Source organism: Pseudomonas sp. SED1 (genome assembly GCF_034044025.1).
GTDB lineage: Bacteria > Pseudomonadota > Gammaproteobacteria > Pseudomonadales > Pseudomonadaceae > Aquipseudomonas.
Window position 1 is genome coordinate 1 of the sequence record NZ_JAXCIS010000035.1, and the last position, 21,308, is coordinate 21,308.

General features: G+C 61.4%; 17 protein-coding genes. 7 read left to right on the top strand and 10 right to left on the bottom strand.

Annotated features, from left to right (window positions below):
• Positions 1-17: 17 nt before the first annotated feature.
• The 5 genes from SNL23_RS04285 to SNL23_RS04305 form a co-directional block, all read right to left on the bottom strand.
• Positions 18-3,365 carry a hypothetical protein gene (locus tag SNL23_RS04285; protein WP_076013367.1) on the bottom strand — a complete coding sequence of 1,116 codons (3,348 nt, stop codon included), beginning with the start codon at positions 3,363-3,365 and terminating at the stop codon, positions 18-20.
• A gap of 94 nt (positions 3,366-3,459) precedes the next feature.
• Positions 3,460-4,608, bottom strand: a complete 1,149-nt coding sequence (locus SNL23_RS04290) for a MalY/PatB family protein (RefSeq protein ID WP_318301702.1) — start codon at positions 4,606-4,608, stop codon at positions 3,460-3,462.
• A 59-nt stretch (positions 4,609-4,667) separates the two neighbouring features.
• Positions 4,668-5,291: an FMN-dependent NADH-azoreductase gene (locus tag SNL23_RS04295; protein ID WP_318301703.1), complete on the bottom strand. Its 624-nt coding sequence runs from the start codon at positions 5,289-5,291 to the stop codon at positions 4,668-4,670.
• Positions 5,288-5,728 (bottom strand): GNAT family N-acetyltransferase, encoded by a 441-nt coding sequence (locus SNL23_RS04300; RefSeq protein WP_201142904.1) that lies wholly within the window; start codon positions 5,726-5,728, stop codon positions 5,288-5,290. The genes SNL23_RS04295 and SNL23_RS04300 overlap by 4 nt, the downstream gene beginning before the upstream one ends.
• Positions 5,721-6,197 carry a carboxymuconolactone decarboxylase family protein gene (locus SNL23_RS04305; RefSeq protein ID WP_318301704.1) on the bottom strand — a complete coding sequence of 159 codons (477 nt, stop codon included), beginning with the start codon at positions 6,195-6,197 and terminating at the stop codon, positions 5,721-5,723. Before SNL23_RS04305 ends, SNL23_RS04300 begins: the two co-directional genes overlap by 8 nt.
• Positions 6,198-6,331: 134 nt before the next feature.
• On the opposite strand from SNL23_RS04305, the gene pdxR reads away from it, so the two are divergent.
• From pdxR to SNL23_RS04320, 3 genes are all read left to right on the top strand, one after another.
• A complete protein-coding gene (gene pdxR / locus SNL23_RS04310; RefSeq protein ID WP_318301705.1) occupies positions 6,332-7,705 on the top strand; it encodes a MocR-like pyridoxine biosynthesis transcription factor PdxR in 1,374 nt (457 codons plus the stop codon).
• Between the two features lie 81 nt (positions 7,706-7,786).
• Positions 7,787-10,042 (top strand): Orn/Lys/Arg decarboxylase N-terminal domain-containing protein, encoded by a 2,256-nt coding sequence (locus tag SNL23_RS04315; RefSeq protein ID WP_076013373.1) that lies wholly within the window; start codon positions 7,787-7,789, stop codon positions 10,040-10,042.
• 20 nt (positions 10,043-10,062) lie between these two features.
• Positions 10,063-10,632 (top strand): GNAT family N-acetyltransferase, encoded by a 570-nt coding sequence (locus tag SNL23_RS04320; protein ID WP_017480421.1) that lies wholly within the window; start codon positions 10,063-10,065, stop codon positions 10,630-10,632.
• Between the two features lie 923 nt (positions 10,633-11,555).
• Here the strand turns inward: SNL23_RS04320 and SNL23_RS04325 are convergent.
• The gene (locus SNL23_RS04325; protein ID WP_318301706.1) at positions 11,556-12,458 is read right to left on the bottom strand and encodes a LysR substrate-binding domain-containing protein; all 903 of its coding nucleotides are present in this window, start codon (positions 12,456-12,458) and stop codon (positions 11,556-11,558) included.
• 176 nt (positions 12,459-12,634) lie between these two features.
• Here SNL23_RS04325 and gspG point away from each other — a divergent pair, with 176 nt between their 5' ends.
• Complete coding sequence (gspG, locus tag SNL23_RS04330; RefSeq protein WP_076013375.1) at positions 12,635-13,063, top strand: type II secretion system major pseudopilin GspG; 429 nt, start codon at positions 12,635-12,637, stop codon at positions 13,061-13,063.
• Positions 13,064-13,067: 4 nt separating this feature from the next.
• Here gspG and SNL23_RS04335 read toward each other — a convergent pair whose 3' ends face one another.
• Positions 13,068-13,304: a hypothetical protein gene (locus SNL23_RS04335; RefSeq protein WP_076013376.1), complete on the bottom strand. Its 237-nt coding sequence runs from the start codon at positions 13,302-13,304 to the stop codon at positions 13,068-13,070.
• A gap of 228 nt (positions 13,305-13,532) precedes the next feature.
• Here SNL23_RS04335 and SNL23_RS04340 point away from each other — a divergent pair, with 228 nt between their 5' ends.
• Complete coding sequence (locus SNL23_RS04340) at positions 13,533-14,090, top strand: NADPH-dependent FMN reductase (RefSeq protein ID WP_076013377.1); 558 nt, start codon at positions 13,533-13,535, stop codon at positions 14,088-14,090.
• A 116-nt stretch (positions 14,091-14,206) separates the two neighbouring features.
• Here the strand turns inward: SNL23_RS04340 and poxB are convergent, their stop codons facing one another.
• Both poxB and SNL23_RS04355 read right to left on the bottom strand, forming a co-directional pair.
• Positions 14,207-15,931: a ubiquinone-dependent pyruvate dehydrogenase gene (gene poxB, locus SNL23_RS04350; RefSeq protein ID WP_076013378.1), complete on the bottom strand. Its 1,725-nt coding sequence runs from the start codon at positions 15,929-15,931 to the stop codon at positions 14,207-14,209.
• A 78-nt stretch (positions 15,932-16,009) separates the two neighbouring features.
• Positions 16,010-17,242 (bottom strand): NADH:flavin oxidoreductase/NADH oxidase family protein, encoded by a 1,233-nt coding sequence (locus tag SNL23_RS04355; protein ID WP_318301707.1) that lies wholly within the window; start codon positions 17,240-17,242, stop codon positions 16,010-16,012.
• Between the two features lie 69 nt (positions 17,243-17,311).
• Here SNL23_RS04355 and SNL23_RS04360 point away from each other — a divergent pair, with 69 nt between their 5' ends.
• A complete protein-coding gene (locus SNL23_RS04360; RefSeq protein WP_076013380.1) occupies positions 17,312-17,734 on the top strand; it encodes a MerR family transcriptional regulator in 423 nt (140 codons plus the stop codon).
• Between the two features lie 35 nt (positions 17,735-17,769).
• Here SNL23_RS04360 and acnB read toward each other — a convergent pair whose 3' ends face one another.
• Positions 17,770-20,370 carry a bifunctional aconitate hydratase 2/2-methylisocitrate dehydratase gene (gene acnB / locus SNL23_RS04365; RefSeq protein ID WP_167664463.1) on the bottom strand — a complete coding sequence of 867 codons (2,601 nt, stop codon included), beginning with the start codon at positions 20,368-20,370 and terminating at the stop codon, positions 17,770-17,772.
• A gap of 392 nt (positions 20,371-20,762) precedes the next feature.
• Between acnB and SNL23_RS04370 the strand changes: the two genes are divergently transcribed.
• Positions 20,763-21,233 carry a DUF1289 domain-containing protein gene (locus SNL23_RS04370; protein ID WP_076013382.1) on the top strand — a complete coding sequence of 157 codons (471 nt, stop codon included), beginning with the start codon at positions 20,763-20,765 and terminating at the stop codon, positions 21,231-21,233.
• Positions 21,234-21,308: the final 75 nt, after the last annotated feature.

Sequence of the window (21,308 nt, forward strand, 5' to 3'; positions counted from 1 at the left end):
ATACAGCCGTTGGAAGGTTAGTTGAGCCGAGGGCCGCCTCCTGATGGACGCGACCCCGGCTTCTCATCCGAAGCATCGGGCAGTGCCTTGGGCGTTTCACTCGGGTCCTTGTAGTCCTTGTGCAAATCCCCATCCAGCCGGTTGCTCGACGAGCCGCCACTTTGGGGTGTCGAGTCGAAATGCTCCCACTCCGATTGCTGGAAGCGGAACAGGCTGTCATCGGTCGGCGTGTCGCGGCCGTGGTAATGGTGGATTTCGTAGTGGGCGTATTCGACTTTGTCCGCCCAGTTGTCCTGCAACAAACCGTCGCCGGCCAGGTCGCGGTACCAGTCGTTTTCCTTCTCGGAGGCCTTCTGTTTTTTGTTGTGGTCGACGAAGTAGCCGATGATTCCGCCCACCACCGCCAACACCACGCCCACCAGGAACAGCGGCCCGGTCAGCGCCGCCGCCGTGCCTGCGCCAAACAGCGCCGCCGCCCCCAATACACCCGCCGACGCGCCGAACGCACCGCCCGCTACCTGCAAGCCACCTGCGGCCTGAGCCAGGGGGTCTTTGCTGTCTACGCCGCTTTTGATCGCCAGGGCGCCGAGCACAATGTCGGCAAAACCACCGGCGATATCCGTCGCCGGGCCCAGCACCTTGATCACGGAACCGGCGATCTTCGCCGATTGGGAGGCGCCAAGCTTGGCCGCGCCGGCTGCCTTGAGGCCGTCATCCAGGTGGGTGGCGAGGCCTTCGGTGGCTTCCGTCACCGCCTTGTCGCCCTCGCCAAACAGCTTGGCGACGCCGTCGTACTGGCTGTCGGGAACCGCGTCCAGCGCGGCGGCGATCTCCTTGCTGATCTTTGAGTCGATCTCGGTGGGCTTGCTGAAGTCGATGACTTTACCGGCCGCACCTTCCTTGCCCCAGATTTCCGGCAGGGTCTTGTCCAGGCCGAGGAAGTCCACCAGGCCGCCCTTGCCCAGGGCTTCGCCGATCTTGTCGCCGAGCTTGACGAAGTGGCTCGCGCCGCCGGCAAAACTCAGGAAGTCCTTGGCGATGGTCATGCGTTGGGCCGGGGTTTCGCCGAGCTTGCCGCCTTTGCCCACCAGTTGATAAATCCCCGAGAACAGGCTGACACCCGCGCCCATCGAGCCGAGGATGCCTTTGCTGTTGAGGGTGTTGAACACTTCGCCGAGCATGCCGCGATCCGCCACCGGGATGTACGGTTTGCTCAGGGCGGTTTTCACGTCGGCTTCGCTGATGGTGCCGCTGTTCTTGTAGACGTCGCCGAGTTCTTCCAGGGCCTTGGTCACGGCCGAGGATTTCTCCTTGCCCTCCAGGCCCTCGTTGAGGAATTTCTCCAGCACTTCCTGGCTGCGGCGCGGCAGGTCCAGCAGGTTGCCCTTGAGCACGCCCTTGAGCAGGCCGAACAGGTCCTTGGTGGCCAGTTCCTTGTTCTCGTCGGAGATCTTGCTCGGGTCCGAGAGGATCTCGTTGAGGTCGGTGGTGAGACCGTCGGCCTGGATGTTCTGCGCGGCCTTGGTGGCGGCTTCCGGGTCGAACAGCGACAGGGACGTGAGGGTGTTGCTCAGGTCTTGCTGGGCTTCGTGGCTCTTGCCCTGTTTTTGCAGGTCCTTGAGGTAGAGCACGTAGTCGGGGTTGCTGGTCAGGTCGAGGAGCTTCTGTTTGATCTCGTCCTTGTTGGGCAGGTGGCTGATGGCGTCGTCCATCTTGGCCTTGTAGTCGGCCTGCACGGTCGGGTCTTTGAACAGCTCCCCGATCTGCTCCTGCACCGCCTTGCCGTCGATGATGTCGTGCATGTCGGCGGAGGTGAGTTCGGTCTGCTTGTCATCGAACTCGCGCCAGGTGGTGTTGAACGGGCGCTTGGATTCTTCGTAGCCGGTGATGCCATGGCCGTTCTGGTAGGCGGCCTGGGCTTCCAGGGCGCGGACCAGTTTGGCCCGTGGGTCGTCCTTGGGAATCGAGCCGTCCTTGACGCCGGCGCGGTAGGTGTCGATCAGTTCGGTGGTGGCCAGCTCGCTGACGCTCTGGGTCGGCGATTTGTCGTCGTCCTTGTCGGCATGCACGCCGGTGTCGAGGTTGAGCACGTCGAGCTCGTCGTTGCTCGGCAGGTTGTACTTGGCGCGGGTCTCGTCGACGGTGCCGGCGCTCCAGGCTTCCCACTTGGCAACCACTTCGTCGTAGAGCTGCGGGCTGAGTTCCTTGGAGACGATGACCTTGCCTTCGCTGGTTTCATAGCGGATCAGGCCGTCCCCCAGCTCGTCGGGCGAGCCGAAGGTGATGTCGGTGTTTTTCAGGAAGTCATTCGGGCCGGCCAGCTTGTAGCCGGCGTCTTCACTGCTGTGGATCTTGCTCCAGGTGTCCTGGGCGGTGGCCACGCTCTTGAACAGTTCCGGGCTGACGTCGGCCGATACGACGACCTTGGTGCCGTCGTGGGTTTCGTAGGTCAGCACGTTGCCTTGCTGGCCTTCGATCCAGCCAAAGCCCTTGTAGTCATTCAGTTCCGGCGGCTTGGTATTGGCGTCTGCCAGGCTCGAGCCGTCGTTGAGCGCGGACTCCACGGCGGCCTTTTTGTCGGGGTTGGTGTAGACCTCATGCAGGCCCGCCAGGTAGTCGAACAGCTTGGGGTTGTCGTCGCGGGCCACGACCATTTTCTGACCATTGCTTTCAAAGCGGATCAGGCCGGGGCCGACTTCATCCTTGGGGCCGACGGTGGTGCCGGCGTAGGGCGGCCACACTTCGTTGTCGCTGGCGCGCTTGTAGCCGGCGTCTTCGCTGCTGCCCAGGCCGGTGAAGCTTTCATAGGCTTCCTTGGCTTTCTGGAAGGCCTCGGGGTTGTCTCGCTGGCTGATGACGAACTTGTTGCCGTCCTGGGTTTCGTAGCGAATCACGCCGGGGCCGGTTTCGTCGGGTGGGCCGAGGGATTTGTAGTCGCCGAGTTTTTCCGGGGCCGTAGCATCGCCACCCAGGCGCTGGTAACCGGCGGCTTCGCTGGCGTTGACGCCGGACAGTGCCTTGAAGTCGGCACTGACTTGCTTGAACAGCTCGGGGCTGTCTTTTTCGCTGACGATGACTTTCTTGCCGTCCTGGGTTTCATAACGGATCAGGCCGGGGCCGACTTCATCTGCCGGGCCGATGGCCTTGTAATCGCCCAGGCTGGCCGGTGGTGCGGCGTCCTTGGCGGCCAGTTCATAGCCTTGTTCCTTGCTGGCAGCGAGCCCTTGCGCGGTTTTGTCGCCGGCCTCCACCTTCTTGTTATTGGCGCTGTTCTTGAGCAGCACATGGAACGCCGCGCCGGACTTGGGCGGTGTAAGGGGGAGGGCTTTGGGGTCGGGCGAGCGGTTGAGCGGCTGGGTCGTCATGCCATGGAACTCCTGCTGTTACCGGTGGGACGAATCGGCAAAAACAGTAACAGCAGGGGTTCGGCGGTCGTTGCGAAAAGTTGTGAATTGCGCCTTAACGGTGACGCAGGCTGCGTTCCATGCGGGCAATGCCTTCTTCCAGCATGGCCCGCGGGCAGCCGAAGTTCAGGCGCACGAACTGTTGGCTGTCATCGCCGAATTCCAGGCCGGCGCTGAGGCCGACTTTCGCCTGGTCGAGGAAGAACTGTTGCGGGTCGTCCAGGCCCAGGGCGCTGCAATCCAGCCAGGCCAGATAAGTGCCTTGGGGCGCATGCATCACCACGCCAGGCAGGCGGGTTTGCACGGCATTGAGCAGGTAATCGCGGTTGGCTTGCAGGTAGGCCACCAGCGCTTGCAGCCAGTCGCCGCAGTCGCTATAGGCCGCACGGGTGGCTTCCAGGCCCAGCGGGCTGACACTGTCGACCATGCCGCAGCGGGCGTTATTGAAGCGCTCGCGGATCTCGGGGTTCTGGATCACCGCAAAGCAGGTCTTCAGCCCGGCCACGTTGTACGCCTTGCTCGCCGACATCAGGGTGATGGTGCGCTGGGCGATTTCCGGGCTGAGGCTGGCGGTGGGGATATGCCGACGGCCGTCAAAACACAGCTCGGCGTGGATTTCATCGGAGACGATCAACGCGCCCTGGTCCAGGCAGGCGGTGGCCACCGCCAGCAGTTCTTCGCGGGGGAAGACCTTGCCCATCGGGTTGTGCGGGTTGCTCAACAGCAGCGCGCCGGCACCTTTGAGTGCGTCACGCATCGCTGGCAACGGCGTGAGGTACTCGCCCTCGGCACTCAACTCAAACGGCACTTCGATCTTCGGCAAGTTCCAGTGGCCAGGGGCCAGGCGAATCGGGCGGTAGTTGGGGGTTTGCAACACCACCGGTTGCCCAGGCTGCACAAACGCGTGCAACGCCATGTTGAAACCAGGCTCGACACCCGGCAAAAACAGCAGCTCATTCGGCTGGACGCGCCAGGCGTACTTGGCCCACAAATCGGCGACGATCGCCTCACGCACGCCATCGCAGGCCACGCTGTAGCCGAGGATCTGCTGACCCAGGCGCTCGTGCAACGCCTGAAGCACGGCCGGTGGCGCGGCGATGTCCATGTCGGCAATCCACATCGGCAGAACGTCTTGCGGGTAACGACTCCACTTGGTGCTGCCGGTGCCGAGGCGGGAGTGGATCGTGTCGAAATCAAAGCTCATGGGTGGCTCGTGTCAGGGAGGCGGGCGTGGAAATGGCGCTGATTCTAGCGCCATTAATTTTACGCGCCAGAGCTGATTGCCGCTTGGGCTCCCGCTTGCCGGTAAAAAGCCCCGGACAACTGCTGTTGGGCCTGTTCCAGGCTGCGCTGCACGGCGGCTTCGCCACGGACCATGGCGCCCAGATAGGCGAACTCCACAGTGCGGATGCCCACGGTGCCGAGGATCGCCTGCAGATAAGACGTGAGGAAGTCGGGTTCACGGTTTTTTCGCGAACTTCCGGAACTGACCAGCACAAAGGTTGGCCGGTCCTGGAGCAAGGCGACTTTTTCAAACTGCGGGCTGACGGTGAAACTGCGGTGGATACGCACCACATGATCGATCCAGCACTTAAGCGCTGCCGGCACCGTGAAGTTGTGCACCGGGGTGCAGATAATCAGCAGGTCACAAGCCTCAAGCTCGACGATCAGTTGCTCGGACAGCGCCGTTGCCGCGCCACTGAGCCCGCCAGGCGTGGTCAGTGCGTTGGCGTATTCCCGGGTCAGCGGTGGCAGGGCCTGGCCGCCGTAGTCGCGCTCGACCACTTCGGCCTCGGGCGCCTGTTCACGGAGCAGGGCGCGGGCCAGGCGGAAGGTCTGGGCCGCCTTGCCGTGGGGGCTGAAACTCAGCAGCAGGGCGCGGGTCATTGGTTCAGATCCTGGGAAAAGTGCATCCCCAGCGGCAGCAGGCCCTGGCGGAAATAGAAGCGCTGGGCCAAGGCCATGTGCATGCCGGTGTCCAGCACCAGGTAGCGATAACCCAGGCGGCGGGTGTGCTGGCGTACCTGATCCAGCAGCCGTTCGCCCAGGCGTCGGCGTTGCAGGGAAGCGTCTACTACCAGGTCATCGACGTAGATAAAGCGGCCATACAGCAGGTTTTCCGTCAGGCGGTAACCGGCCAGGCCCAGCACCTGGCCGTTTTCCCGGGCGGCCAGCAGGCGGTAGCCGTTTTCCCGCTGGCGCTGGATCTGCTGGGCAAAGGCGTGCGGGTCTTCGAGCTTTGGCCGCAGTTGCTGCATGACGGCAAAGCAGGCCAGGCAGTCGGCGTCGCTTTCGATGTGCACAAACTCAACAGCGTCATTCATGGTTGCCGTGCTCAATGTGCGCTTTTACGGCGGCAGGGACTTTGCGAAAGCTGATGGCGACGCGGTTCAGGGCGTTCATCAGGGCGATAGCCAGGGTCAGGTCGGCAATTTCCTTGTCATCGAAGACGGCCTTGGCCTCGGCATAGTGTTCGTCCGGCACCTCGGTTTGTGCGACCTGGGTGACCGACTCGGCCCAAGCTAACGCGCCACATTCACGCGGGGTGAACAACGGCAAGGCTTCGCGCCATGCGGCCAGCAGCATCAGCTTTTCCAGGCTCACGCCCTGTTTGAGCAGGTCGCGGGAATGGGAGTCCAGGCAGTAGGCGCAACCGTTGAGTTGGGAAACCCGCAGGTACACCAGGTCAATCAACTCCTTCTCCAGGCCGCAGCCGTGGATGTAGCTGTGCACCGAACCAAGGGCCTTGTAGCCGGCGGGCGCTGCCTGGGCGTAGTCGAGACGGTGTTGCATGCTGTGTTCCTTGCTGTGGTGAAGTGATGTCGTCAGTTTGGCGGCCTGGTCGCCGGCTCAATAGGGCCAAGAATGGACAAGCGGGTTGGGACAAGATCAGACTCCAGCGCTGATTCACTGTGAGCCGGATAACGATGTCGTCACTGCCCAAATACCAGGAGATTTACCGGCGCTTTCGCCAGGCCATTGATCAGGGCCAACTGCGTCCTGGCGAACGGGTGCCGTCGGTGCGCAGCCTGGCCCAGGAGCTGAAGGTGGCCCGGGGCACCGTGGAGACCGCCTACCAGTTGCTGGTCAGCGAGGGGTTCTTCCTGGCGCGCGGGCAAGCGGGAACGGTGGTGGCCGATGCGTTGCCGCAGCGGTCAATCAAGTCGCTGGCGGTCGAATCGCAGACCTTGGCGCCGACCTCTGCGCCGCGCCTGTTGCAACTGGGCTTGCCGGCACTCGATAGCTTTCCGCGCAAGTTATGGGCGCGCCTGGTCACCCGGCAGGTCCGGCGTGTCGACGTCAACAGCCTGGCCATGGGTGACGTGCGTGGTGCCCGGTCGCTGCGTGTGGCGATTGCTCAATACCTGGCGCTGTACCGTGGCGTGGCGTGCTCGCCGGAGCAGGTGTTCGTGTGTGCCGGTTACTCGGCGTGCCTCGCGCTGGTGTGTGATGCGTTGCAGATGGCAGGCCAGCAGTGCTGGTTCGAAGACCCGGGCTATTTGCATGCGCGGCAGTTGTTGCTCCACTTGGGGGTGAAGTTAATGCCGGTGCCGGTCGACCGTGACGGGCTCGATGTCGAGGAGGGCGTACGGCGTGCTCCAAAGGCGCGGCTGGCGATTGTCACGCCGGCTCACCAAAGCCCGCTGGGTGTCGCCCTCAGTGTCACCCGGCGCCGTAGCCTGCTCGACTGGGCGCAGGTCCATGGCGGCTGGGTGGTGGAGGACGACTACGACAGTGAGTTTCGTTACAAGGGCCAGCCCTTGGCGGCGCTCAAAAGCCAGGACACGGCGGACCGGGTGATTTACTCGGGCAGCTTCAGCAAGATGCTGTTCCCGGGGTTGCGGCTGGGCTATTTGGTGGTGCCGCAGGCGTTGCTGCCGGCATTTGAGGCCAGCGCCCGCGTCCTGCAAAACCGCAGTGCCGAGTTGCTGCAAGCCACCACCGCCGACTTTCTCGACCAGGGCCATTTCACCCGCCACCTGAAAAAAATGCGCCAGCTCTACACCCAGCGGCGCGGCTTTCTGGTGGATGCGCTGAACAGTCATTGCGGGGAGTTTTTGCAGGTCGATGAACAGTCCGGTGGGATCAATTTGTTGGCGCGGTTGCGGGTGGAGGTCTCTGATCAGGTGGTTGCGTCCCACGCCGCCGACGCGGGGCTGGGGATTCAGGCACTGTCTGGCTGGAGCATCGAAACGGGTCGCCAGCAAGGGCTGTTGATGGGTTTCACCAACCTGGCGACACGCCAGCAGGCGGTGGAGGCGGCGTTGCTGTTGCGGGAGGTCATCAGGGGGGCTTTATGAAGGCGGGTTGAACATCTTCATTCGCCACATGCGCTCCGAGCTTCTACCCTGAAGGCATAGCCCTCAGGACGCCAAGCGCTCATGTACAAAGACCTGAAGTTCCCGGTTCTGATCGTACACCGCGACATCAAGGCCGACACCGTTGCCGGCGACCGCGTCCGGGGCATTGCCCGGGAGCTGGAACAGGAGGGCTTCAGTATCTTTTCGGCGGTGGACTACGCCGAGGGGCGCCTGGTGGCTTCGACCCATCACGGCCTGGCCTGCATGCTGATCGCCGCCGAGGGCGCCGGGGAAAATACCCACCTGATGCAAAACATGGTGGAGCTGATCCGCCTGGCGCGGGTGCGGGCGCCGAACCTGCCGATCTTTGCCCTGGGTGAGCAAGTCACCCTGGAAAACGCCCCGGCCGACGCCATGAGCGAACTCAATCAATTGCGGGGCATTCTTTACCTGTTTGAAGACACCGTGCCGTTTCTCGCGCGGCAAGTCGCACGGGCCGCGCGGGCTTACCTGGATGGCCTGTTGCCGCCATTCTTCAAGGCGCTGGTGCAACACACGGCGGACTCGAATTATTCCTGGCACACCCCCGGCCATGGCGGTGGCGTGGCCTATCGCAAAAGCCCGGTGGGGCAGGCGTTTCATCAGTTCTTCGGGGAAAATACCCTGCGTTCGGACTTGTCAGTGTCGGTGCCGGAATTGGGCTCGCTGCTGGACCACACCGGCCCGCTGGCCGAGGCCGAGGCCCGTGCGGCGCGCAACTTCGGCGCGGATCACACCTACTTCGTGATCAATGGCACGTCCACGGCCAACAAGATTGTCTGGCACTCGATGGTTGGCCGGGATGACCTGGTGCTGGTGGACCGCAACTGCCACAAGTCGGTACTGCATTCGATCATCATGACCGGCGCCATTCCGTTGTACCTGTGCCCGGAGCGCAATGAACTGGGGATCATCGGGCCGATTCCCCTGAGCGAGTTCAGCCCCGAGTCGATCCGCGCCAAGATCGAGGCCAGCCCACTGACCCGAGGGCGACCGGCCAAGGTCAAGCTGGCAGTGGTGACTAATTCCACCTACGACGGCCTGTGCTACAACGCCGAGCTGATCAAGCTGCAACTGGGCAACAGTGTCGAGGTGCTGCACTTTGACGAGGCGTGGTACGCCTACGCGGCGTTTCATGAGTTCTTCGCCGGGCGCTACGGCATGGGTACCTCGCGCACGGTCGACAGCCCGCTGGTGTTCACCACGCACTCCACACACAAGCTGCTGGCGGCGTTCAGCCAGGCGTCGATGATCCATGTGCAGGATGGTGGGGCGCGCAAGCTCGACCGCGACCGCTTCAACGAAGCGTTCATGATGCACATTTCCACCTCGCCGCAGTACAGCATCATCGCCTCCCTGGATGTGGCGTCGGCAATGATGGAAGGGCCGGCGGGGCGGTCGTTGCTGCAAGAGATGTTTGACGAGGCCCTGAGCTTTCGTCGCGCCCTGGCCAACCTGCGCCAGCATATTGCCGCCGAAGACTGGTGGTTCTCCATCTGGCAGCCGCCGCTGGTGGCGGGCATTGACCGGGTGGTGACGGCGGACTGGCTGCTGCAACCCCAGGCCGACTGGCATGGCTTTGGCGATATCGCCGAAGACTATGTGCTGCTGGACCCGATAAAGGTCACCCTGGTGATGCCCGGCCTGAACGCCGGCGGCGCCTTGAGCGAGTGCGGAATCCCCGCCGCAGTGGTCAGTAAATTCCTCTGGGAGCGTGGGCTGGTGGTGGAAAAGACCGGGCTGTATTCGTTCCTCGTGCTGTTTTCCATGGGCATCACCAAAGGCAAGTGGAGTACCCTGCTCACCGAATTGCTGGAATTCAAGCGCAGTTATGACGCCAACGTGAGCCTTGCTGTCTGTTTGCCATCGGTGTTTCAGCAGGGCCCGGTGCGGTATCAAGGGCTGGGGTTGAAGGACTTGTGTGACCAGTTGCACAGCTGCTACCGCAGCAATGCCACGGCCAAGCACCTGAAGCGGATGTACACGGTCTTGCCGGAAATCGCCATGAAACCGGCCGACGCCTACGACCTGCTGGTCAAGGGCGAAGTCGAGGCGGTGTCCATCGACGCTTTGCCAGGACGCGTTGCAGCGGTCATGCTGGTGCCTTACCCGCCGGGCATTCCGTTGATCATGCCGGGTGAGCGGTTCACCGAGTCGACGCGCTCGATCATTGATTACCTGGCGTTTGCCAGGACGTTCGACAGTAGTTTCCCCGGCTTTGTCGCCGATGTTCATGGACTGCAACACGAAGATGACGGCAATGGTCGCTGTTACACCGTCGATTGCATCAAGGGTTAAGAATGTTTATGCAAGCTGTAATGAACCCGAAGTACCCGGGTCTCAGTGTCCGTGTGGCTGATGAGGGATTTGACGCCTACGTGTGGGGTAACGACTTCAGCTTTGAGGTCAACGCCTACGGTGTGCCGGAAATGGGCAAGCGCGTCGATCAGTGGGCGGTGGAGCGTATCGTGCCGTACCGCAAATGCTACGGCATCGACCCCGAGGAATTCGCCAGCTTCCGTGACGCGGCCGACAGTGCTGTGTTCATGGCGTACCTGGATGACCGGCCCGTTGGGCACATCGTGGTCAGCACCAACTGGAACGGCTTTGCCCATGTGGACGAGCTGGCGGTGGTATTGCCGGCGCGGCGCCACGGGGTGGCCAAGGCGTTGCTGGACGTGGCGCAATTCTGGAGCCGCAAGAAAAACCTGCCGGGGATGATGCTGGAAACCCAGAACAACAACCTTGGTGCCTGCCGGTTGTATGAGCGCTGCGGGTATGTGATGGGCGGAATCGACCACCTGCGCTATCGCGGGATTGATCCGCAGACCCGTGAAGTGGCGATTTTCTGGTATCGGTTGTTCAAGACAGAACTGGAAGCGGTCTGAGCTTCACCGATCAACTGTAGGAGCTGCCGAGCTTTAGCGAGGCAGCTCCTACATTCGATTTGCGCAAGCCAAGTACTTGCGATTAAACACCCAACCCCCAAACTCCCCCCGATCCCCTGTGGGAGCCGTCGAGCCCCAGCGAGGCCGCGATAGCGGTGTGTCAGGCAAACTCTTTATCGACTGTGCCGCCGCCTTCGCAGCCTCGCCAGGGCTCGACAGCTCCCACATTCGATTTGCGCAACCCAAGTACTTGCGACTGAACACACAACCCCCAGACTTCCCCCGCCCCCTGTGGGAGCCGTCGAGCCCCAGCGAGGCCGCGATAGCGGTGTGTCAGGCAACCTATTTATCGGCTATGCCGCCGCCTTCGCAGCCTCGCTAAAGCTCGACAGCTCCCACATTCGATCTGCGCAACCCGAGTGCTTGCGATCAAACACACAACTCCCAGACTTCGCCCGATCCCCTGTGGGAGCCGTCGAGCCCCAGCGAGGCCGCGATAGCGGTGTGTCAGGCAACCTATTTATCGGCTATGCCGCCGCCATCGCAGCCTCGCTAAAGCTCGACAGCTCCCACATTCGATTTGCGCAAGCCGAGTACTTGCGATCAAACACACAACTACCAAACTCCCCCCGATCCCCAGTGAGAGCCGTCGAGCCCCAGCGAGGCCGCGATAGCGGTGTGTCAGGCAACCTATTTATCGGCTATGCCGCCGCCTTCGCGGCCTCGCTAAAGCTCGACAGCTCCCACATTCGATTTGCGCAACCCGAGTGCTTGCGACCAAACATACAACTCCCAGACTTCCCCCGATCCCCTGTGGGAGCCGTCGAGCCCCAGCGAGGCCGCGATGGCGGTGTGTCAGGCAACCTATTTATCGACGATGCCGCCGCCTTCGCAGCCTCGCCAGGGCTCGACAGCTCCCACATTCAGGGAAGCGTACTGGTCAGCAGGCTTTCCGCCTTCTCGGTGACAATCTCCAGCAGCGCATTCAAGGCGGGAGACGCTTCGCTGTCTTTCAGGGTCAAGGCATACAAGGTCACGCCCATCGGTGGTGACAACGGGCACGCATCGAGCCCGGCTTCCCGTGCACCGGTGGCGGTGAACGGGTCGACAATCGCCAGGCCTTCCCCGGCTTCCACCATGCTGCGCATCATCTGGTACGTCTGCACCCGGGTTTGCACCACCGGCAGCGGGCGCAGGGCTTGCAGCTTGCTGTCCAGCAGGCGGCTCAGCGGGTCCTGGCCTTCAAGGCCGATCATCGACTGCCCGGCCAGTTCCTGTAGCGCAATGTACTTCTGCCGAGGCTTCAGCCAGCCATGGGGCGCGAGCAATTGCAGTTTACCGTGGGCCAGTGGCGTGCTGTGGATCTGCGGATGTTCCGGGTCGTGCAGGCTCAGGCCGAGGTCGGCTTCGTGCAGCAGCAGGCTTTTGACGATGTCCCGGGTGGAGTGGCTGGAGAGGTTGCACGGCGTATCTTGAAAACGTCGGCGCAGCACCGCAATCGCCTGGGGCAACAATTGATTGGCCAGCGGCGGGGTGCACAGTGCGCGCAAGGGCGGGGCATGATGGTGTTTCAGGCTGCTGGCCAGGCGTTGCACCGGCTCGAGGGCGGCATAGAGGCGGGCGATTTCGCCCTGCAGCTCGAGGGTTTCCCGGGTGGCCTGCAAGCGTCCGCGCACACTGGCGAACAGCATGAAACCCAATTGCAACTCGGCATCCTTGAGGGTCGCGTCCACATCGGCCACGGGGAGTTGCAACCATTCGGCGGCGGTGCCGAGGTGTCCGGTCTGCAAAATCGCTTGAATGACTTCGATATGACGTAAACGCATGGCCGGAGTCTATGTTCAGTACGACGTGGATTCAATGGCTCAGGCCAGGGTGTGGAAAAAAGACCCTGCGCGGGAACGGCCCAACTAGACTTGCACGATCAAGTCCCTTGGCGCCTGCAACCAGCAGGTCATACAAAGGGCGTATCAATCAGGGGATCCATGGGGGAGCCTTATCGATGCTCGGTAAAACAGACACACGCGGGTTTTCGTTGTGGGACCTGCTGGTGGTGGTACTGATTGTCGGGGTGCTGGCGGTTGCGGTGGGGCCGCGGATCTTCGGCGACGTGACTCAGTCGGAAATCGCCACGGCCAAGGTCCAACTGAAAGAGCTGGGCAAGGCGGTCGAGCAGTTTCATCAGGATGTGGGGCGTTATCCTACCGACGACGAGGGTCTGGCGGTGTTGACTGTTAAGCCTGCGGGGGAAGGGAAGTGGCGGGGGCCCTATCTCAAGGATGAGGACATGCTGACAGACCCCTGGGGCGTGGCCTATCAGTACCACTGTCCTCCCAGCCAGGCCAAAACCAACTTTGATCTGTTCTCGTTCGGCAAGGACCGAACACTGGGAGGCGTCGGCGATAATGTTGATATCGCCTATGGGGAATAAGGTCTTATGAAGCGTGGGTCGTTGCGGATTCGCGGGTGATGATGGTGCCCGACTGAATCAATCTGAATTCATCGCCATCCAGTTTTTCTACGCGGTCGCCAATGGCCAGCTTGTAGGTGGTGGTGGGCGCCGATCCAGCCAGGCCGTCGAGGGGCGGGTTGGATTCCTGGAACTCATGCACCGAATAAACGCGACCTTCTGCGTCTCTGGCATGGAACTGTCCGACAAGTACTGCTGCCATCTGTTTAGAACCTCTGGAGATAAACACTCGATTTGCGGTTCTGTAGACCGTAGGAGAGCGGGGTAGTTTACCTATTGAAAAAAAATACTATTCGTTGACTTTTTCAGACATTACTTACAAGTCCATCTGCGGCGTTAACGTCCCTGGGGATTGCAAAAACGCGCTGGTGATCGCGCCGGCCAGGCTTTATAACTACAAGTTCCTTAAGTCAGAAACCGGGAAACCCCAATGAGCAAGGTCTACACGATTGCCGTACTGGTCGGCAGCTTGAGAAAAGAGTCGATCAACCGCAAGGTCGCCCTGGCATTGGCCGAGTTGGCGCCCGCCAACCTCAAGTTGAACATTGTCGAAATTGGCGATTTGCCGCTCTACAACGAGGACATCGACGGCGCTGCACCGCCGGCAGCCTACAGTACTTTCCGTCAACACGTGCGTTCATCCGACGCGGTGCTGTTTGTGACGCCCGAATACAACCGCTCCGTGCCGGGTGTATTGAAGAATGCGATTGACGTCGGTTCACGTCCTTATGGCCAAAGTGTCTTCAGCGGCAAACCGGGCGCAGTGATCAGTGTGTCCCCCGGCGCCATCGGCGGTTTTGGGGCCAATCACCATTTGCGCCAGTCGTTGGTGTTCCTTGATGTGCCGTGCATGCAGCAGCCGGAAGCCTACCTGGGCGGCGCGGGCAGTGTGTTCGACGAGTCGGGGAAGGTGTCGGAAAAGACCAAGCCGTTTTTGCAGGCGTTCATCGATGCCTACGGCAAGTGGGTGGAAAAACAGAGCGCATAAGTAACCTGTAGGAGCGAGCTTGCTCGCGAAGAACGTCCAGGCGACGCGAGCTTTCAAATAGCCCGCGTCATCGTTAACGATCTTCGCGAGCAAGCTCGCTCCTACAGTGGCGGGACTTATCTGAGCCAGTTGGTTTTCGCCAGCTCGATCACTTCATCACCACGCCCGCTCATCACCGCCTTGAGCATGTACAGGCTGAAGCCCTTGGCCTGTTCGAGCTTGATGCTCGGTGGCATCACCAGTTCCTGGGTGGCGGTGACCACGTCCACCAGCACCGGGCCGTCATGGGCCAGGGCGCGGCGCAGGGCCGGCTCGAGGTCTTCGGATTGCTCGACACGAATGCCGAGGATGCCCATGGCGTTGGACATGGCGGCAAAGTCCGGGTTTTTCAGTTCGGTGCCGGTGTCCAGATAGCCCGCAGCCTTCATCTCCATGGCGACAAAGCCCAGGGACGAGTTGTTGAACACCACCAATTTCACCGGCAGGTTCAACTGAGCCAGGCTGATGAAGTCGCCCATCAGCATGGTAAAGCCACCGTCGCCAGACATCGAAATCACCTGACGCCCGGGAAATGCCGCTTGTGCGCCGATGGCCTGGGGCATGGCGTTGGCCATCGAGCCATGGTTGAACGAGCCAATCAGCCGGCGCTTGCCGTTCATCTTCAGGTAGCGCGCTGCCCACACCGTAGGCGAGCCAACGTCGGCGGTGAAAATCGCATCGTCGTCCGCCAGCTCACTGAGCAGGCGCGCTACGTATTGCGGATGAATCGGCCGGCCAGCCTTTGACGGTTCCGCCAGGTCATCCAAGCCTTGGCGCGCTTTCTCATAATGCTTGAGCGAGGTTTCGAGGAAGCTGCGATCCGTCTTGCGGGTCAGGCGCGGCAACAGCGCTTGAATCGTTTCGCTGACGTCGGCAGCAATCCCCAAGTCCAGCGTGGCACGTCGGCCCAATGCCTGCGGGTTGCGGTCGACCTGGATGATCTTCGCGTCAGTCGGGTAGAACTGGCGATACGGGAAGTCGGTGCCGAGCATGATCAGCGTGTCGCAGTTGAGCATGGCGTGGTAACCGGAGCTGAAGCCGATCAGGCCGGTCATGCCGACGTCGAACGGGTTGTCCCACTCCACATGCTCCTTGCCACGCAGGGCGTGAACCACCGGTGCACCGAGGGCGTCGGCCAGGGCTACCACTTCATCGTGGGCGCCGGCACAGCCGCTGCCGCACAGCAGGGTGACTTTGCCGCTGTTTTCGAGGATCTCAGTGAGGCGTTGCAGGTCCTGTTCTGCCGGCAGGGTGCGCGGCGCCAGCAGGGCCGGCCACGGTTTGAACTTGTCTTCCACTTCCAGCAACGACACATCGCCCGGAATCACCACCACCGCCACGCCGCGATTGAGGATCGCCGAGCGCATGGCGCGGTGCAGCACGTGGGGCATCTGTTCGGGGTTGGTCACCAGCTCGATAAAGTGGCTGCACTCCTTGAACAGTTCCTGGGGATGGGTTTCCTGAAAGTAGTTCAGGCCGATCTCGGAGGAGGGGATCTGTGCAGCGATGGCCAGCACCGGCACATGGTTGCGATGGCAGTCGAACAGGCCATTGATCAAGTGCAGGTTCCCGGGGCCGCAGCTGCCGGCGCATACGGTCAGTTCACCGGTGGCCGCCGCTTCGGCACCGGCGGCAAACGCGGCCACTTCTTCGTGGCGCACGTGCATCCACTCGATGCTGTCCATGGTGCGCAGAGAGTCGGTCAGGCCGTTGAGGCTGTCGCCGGTCAGGCCCCAGATGCGCTTGATGCCCGCCTGTTCAAGGGTGGTCGCCAATTGCTGGGCCAGGGTGATTTTCGCCATGAAGAACTCCAATCGTCAGTGAGTGTAAAAAGCTGCTGATCAGTAGAGGACAGTTCCATGGCGCTGAATGCTCCCCGCTCAATATGAAGAATTGGTCATCGCAGCGCGATATTGGCGGGTGCGCCGGGCGATAAACAGTTGGTCCTTGATCAGCGCCAGCAGCGGCGCCACCCCAGGTTTCGGCTGGCGGCCACGGCTCAGGCGGCGTAACTGATAACGCACCACTGCCATGGTCGCCAGGCTGGCCAGGGGTTTGCGCTTCCAGCGGATGGCCGGCAGTTGCGGGTTGAGATCGCGGCCTGCGCGCCATTGCTTGATCAGGTGCGGCTCCAGGGTCAGGGCGGTGGCGATTCCGGCCATGGCGATGCCGCTGTCCAGGACTTGCTGGACGATTGGCAAACGGCGAATGCCGCCGGTGACCATCACCGGCATGCTGGCGACTTTCGCCAGGTCGCTGGCCATCTCGATGAAATAGGCTTCGCGGGCCAGAGTGCGCCCGTCGCGAGCCTCGCCTTGCATGGCCGGGGCTTCGTAGCTGCCGCCGGACAACTCCAGCAGGTCGATGGCCAGCGGGTTGAGCAACTCGACCACGGCGCGGGCGTCGGCGGCGTCAAACCCGCCGCGCTGGAAGTCCGCGGAGTTGAGTTTTACCGCCACGCAGAAGTGCGGGCTCACGGCGGCGCGCACGGCCGTGATCACTTCCAGCAGCAGACGTGCGCGGTTTTCCAGGCTGCCGCCCCAGCGGTCCGTGCGCTGGTTGCTCAAGGGCGAGAGAAACTGGCTGATCAGATAGCCGTGGGCCGCATGGATCTGCGCACCGCTGAAACCGGCTTTTTCGGCGAGACGCGCGCTGGTGGCGAAGCGCGAGATGACGTCCTGTATATCCTTCTCGGTCATCGCCTTGGGCTGGGCGAACATCTTCGAGAAGCCGCCGAGGTCGAGGGGAACGGCCGAGGGCGCCATTGCTTGCTGGCCGAGGTTGGCCATGGTCTGCCGGCCCGGGTGGTTGAGCTGGACCCAGAATTGCGCACCCTTGGCCCGGCCAATCGCGGCCCAGCGGCGAAACTCGTCCAGGTGGCGTTCGTCTTCCAGCACCACGCCGCCGGGGCCGGTCATGGCGCGGCGGTCGATCATCACGTTGCCGGTCAGGATCAGCCCGGGTTCGCCTTCGGCCCAGGCTTGATACAGGCGCATCAAGGCCTCGGAAGGCGCCTGGTTGACCTGCGCCATGTTCTCTTCCATCGCCGCCTTGGCGATGCGGTTACTGATGACCTGGCCGTTGGGCAATTGCAACGCTTCAAAGGGCGACATGCTTGACTCCTCACAAAGGGAACGTTCAGGCTAAGCTTAAAGGTCACTTTAAGGTCAATGGGGTCGGCGATGAATATTGGTGAACTGGCGCAACGCAGTGGGCTGGCTGCTTCGAAGATCCGCTATTACGAGGCCCAGGGGCTGATCCAGGTTGAGCGGCAAGGCAACGGATACCGTCGTTATTCGATGCAGACACTGCAGGCGCTGCAATTGATCCAGGGCGCACAGCGGGCGGGTTTCAGCTTGCAGGAATTGAAGGCGCTGATGCCGGACGACTCACCGAGTGAGGCCAAGCGGGCGCAGATGGTCTTCAGGCTGGAGCACAAGATTGTGCAAATAGAAGAGCTTCAGGCGCGTATGGACCAAAGCAAGGCAGAGTTACGCGCAGTGATCGCAACGATCCAGGCGCACCCGCAAGGCACACCCTGCACCCAGGCGCAGGAGAAAGTCTGGGCCTCAATCGAGGCGCATAAAAAAACGCCGCGCATCTGACGATACGCGGCGTTTTTCTGACCGGAAATTAAGCCTTAGGCTTGAATGACCGGGATGTTGGCGTTTGCAGCAGCTTCACGGAACTCGGCGATCTGGTCAAAACTCAGGTAGCGATACACGTCGCTGGCCATGGTGTTGATCTTCGCGGCGTATTCCATGTACTCCTCGACGGTCGGCAGGCGACCCAGGATGGAAGCCACCGACGCCAGCTCAGCCGAAGCCAGGTAGACGTTTGCGCCATCACCCAGACGGTTCGGGAAGTTACGGGTGGAAGTCGACACAACGGTCGAGTTCGGCTCTACACGTGCCTGGTTACCCATGCACAGCGAGCAGCCCGGCATTTCCATGCGCGCGCCAGCCTTGCCGTAGATGCCGTAGTAGCCTTCTTCGGTCAGTTGGTGAGCGTCCATCTTGGTCGGCGGCGACAGCCACAGACGGGTTGGCAGCTGACCCTTGACCTGATCCAGCAGTTTACCGGCAGCGCGGAAGTGACCGATGTTGGTCATGCACGAACCGATGAACACTTCGTCGATCTTCTCGCCAGCAACGCTGGACAGCAGACGGGCGTCGTCCGGATCGTTTGGCGCGCAGAGCACAGGCTCCTTGATGTCGGCCAGGTCGATTTCGATGATTTCAGCGTATTCGGCATCGGCATCGGCAACCATCAGCTCAGGGTTGGCAACCCAGGCTTCCATCGCTTGGGCACGACGTTCCAGGGTACGCGCATCGCCGTAGCCTTCACCGATCATCCAGCGCAGCAGGGTGATGTTGGAGTTCAGGTACTCGGTGATGGATTCTTTCGACAGCTTGATGGTGCAACCGGCAGCCGAACGTTCAGCCGAGGCGTCGGACAGCTCGAAAGCCTGTTCGATGCTCAGGTTGTCCAGGCCTTCGATTTCCAGGATGCGGCCGGAGAACGCGTTCTTCTTGCCTTTCTTCTCTACGGTCAGCAGGCCAGCCTGGATCGCGTAGTAAGGAATGGCGTGAACCAGGTCACGCAGGGTGATGCCAGGCTGCATTTCGCCTTTGAAGCGCACCAGGATCGATTCCGGCATGTCCAGTGGCATAACGCCAGTGGCTGCGGCGAACGCTACCAGGCCGGAACCGGCCGGGAACGAAATGCCCATTGGGAAACGGGTGTGGGAGTCACCACCGGTACCGACGGTGTCCGGCAGCAGCATACGGTTCAGCCAGCTGTGGATGATGCCGTCGCCTGGACGCAGCGATACACCGCCACGGGTCATGATGAAGTCAGGCAGGGTGTGGTGGGTGGTCACGTCGATCGGCTTTGGATAGGCCGCGGTATGGCAGAACGACTGCATTACCAGATCGGTCGAGAAGCCCAGGCACGCCAGGTCTTTCAGTTCGTCACGGGTCATAGGACCGGTGGTGTCCTGGGAGCCCACGGTGGTCATCTTCGGTTCGCAGTAGGTGCCTGGACGAACGCCAGCCACGCCGCAGGCCTTGCCGACCATTTTCTGCGCCAGGGTGTAGCCCTTGTCGCTTTCAGCCGGAGCTTCCGGCAGTTTGAACAGGGTCGAAGGCGGCAGACCCAGCTCAACGCGAGCCTTCTCGGTCAGGCCACGGCCGATGATCAGCGGGATACGACCGCCAGCACGGACTTCGTCCAACAGGACCGGGGTCTTCATTTCGAAGGTGGTCAGGACTTCATCGCTGTTGTGCTTGGTGACTTTGCCAGCATGCGGGTACAGGTCGATCACGTCGCCCATGTTCATGTTGGTGACGTCGAATTCGATTGGCAGTGCGCCAGCATCTTCCATGGTGTTGTAGAAGATGGGAGCGATCTTGCTGCCGAAGCAGAAGCCGCCAGCGCGCTTGTTCGGCACGTAAGGAACGTCGTCGCCGAAGAACCACAGCACCGAGTTGGTAGCCGATTTACGCGACGAACCGGTACCGACCACGTCACCGACGTAGGCGATCGGGAAGCCTTGGCCGCGCATTTCTTCGATCTGCTTCATCGGGCCGGTTTTGCCTTGCTCATCCGGCACGATGCCTTCACGGGCCATTTTCAGCATGGCCAGGGCGTGCAGCGGGATGTCAGGACGGGACCAGGCGTCCGGGGCAGGGGACAGGTCGTCGGTGTTGGTTTCGCCCGTCACCTTGAACACGCGCAGGCTGATCTTGTCGGCCAGGGTCGGGCGGTTCTTGAACCACTCGCCGTCGGCCCAGGACTGGATCACGTCTTTGGCGTGCTGGTTGCCGTTCTTGGCTTTTTCCGCGACGTCGTGGAAGGCATCGAACATCAGCAGGGTGTGCTTGAGTTGGGCGGCAGCGACGGGAGCCAGGGTGGCGTCGTCCAGCAGCTCGACCAAAGTCACGATGTTGTAGCCGCCTTGCATGGTGCCGAGCAGTTCAACAGCGCGTTTCTTGTCGATCAGAGGGGAAGTGGCTTCGCCCTTGGCCAGGGCAGACAGGAAACCGGCCTTGACGTAGGCAGCTTCGTCAACGCCTGGTGGAATGCGGTTGGTGATCAGGTCAACGAGGAATTCTTCTTCGCCAGCCGGAGGATTTTTCAGCAGCTCGACCAGGCCTGCGGTTTGTTCGGCGTTAAGCGGCTGGGGAACGATACCCAGGGCTGCACGCTCTTCGATATGTTTGCGGTAGGCTTCAAGCACAGTTATTACCCTCATCAGTGGTCCCACGGGACGCTCATCCAGAAATGCACGGCACGCATGCGCTCAGGGGCTTTTTGGGCCGTAGAGCCAGCGCTGCCGGCAATCCTCACAGAAGCTGCTTTCAAAGTTTTACGCCTGCAGAACGGAGCTGATGAGGGTTGGCGCTGGCTATTTACCGGGTAAATAACCATCGCCAACACCGTTCTTTAGGAACGACTGTGCTCGTGACGCTTTGAAAACAGCTTCCAACGGATTATTGGCGCCTTACAAGGCCGGATGATTCTACGGCAAAAAATTTCTAAACGTAAGTTGCCTTGCCAAGTTTGCAGGGTGATCAACCTTAGACAAAGGGCTAACATGTGCAACTGTTTCGCTGATTTGTGTTGTCGATCATGTCTAATCAAACCATCAAGACCCCTTGCGTAGGCCTGTGCTCCACGGTTTACGGCGATCTTGTGTGCCGGGGGTGTAAGCGGTTTCACCATGAGGTGATTCAGTGGAACGGTTATAACGAGGAAGAAAAACGAGCGGTTTGGCTGCGGCTGGAGCAGTTGTTGGTGCAGGTGATGGCCGGGAAGCTTGAGGTGTTTGACCCGAAAATGCTGCGTGGGCAGTTGGAGCAGCGCAAGATTCGGTTTGTGCCGCATCAGTCGGAGTACTGCTGGGCGTATCAGTTGATTGCCCGGGGGTCGAGGGTGATTACCCATCTGGAGGCGTATGGCATGGTGCTGATGCCGGAGTTTCGGGAGTGGGGGTTGCCGGATTTGCGGGATGCCATTGACCGGGAGTTTTTCATTTTGTCTGAGGCGCATTATCAGCGGTATATCGCGCCGGGGTTTTTGCGGGATGCTTTTGGGGGCTGATGGTGTACATATCCGTTATTTAGGTAACGGCCACTTAGGGTTCCGCTCTTACAGCGGGTCACTTTTGAAAAGCGC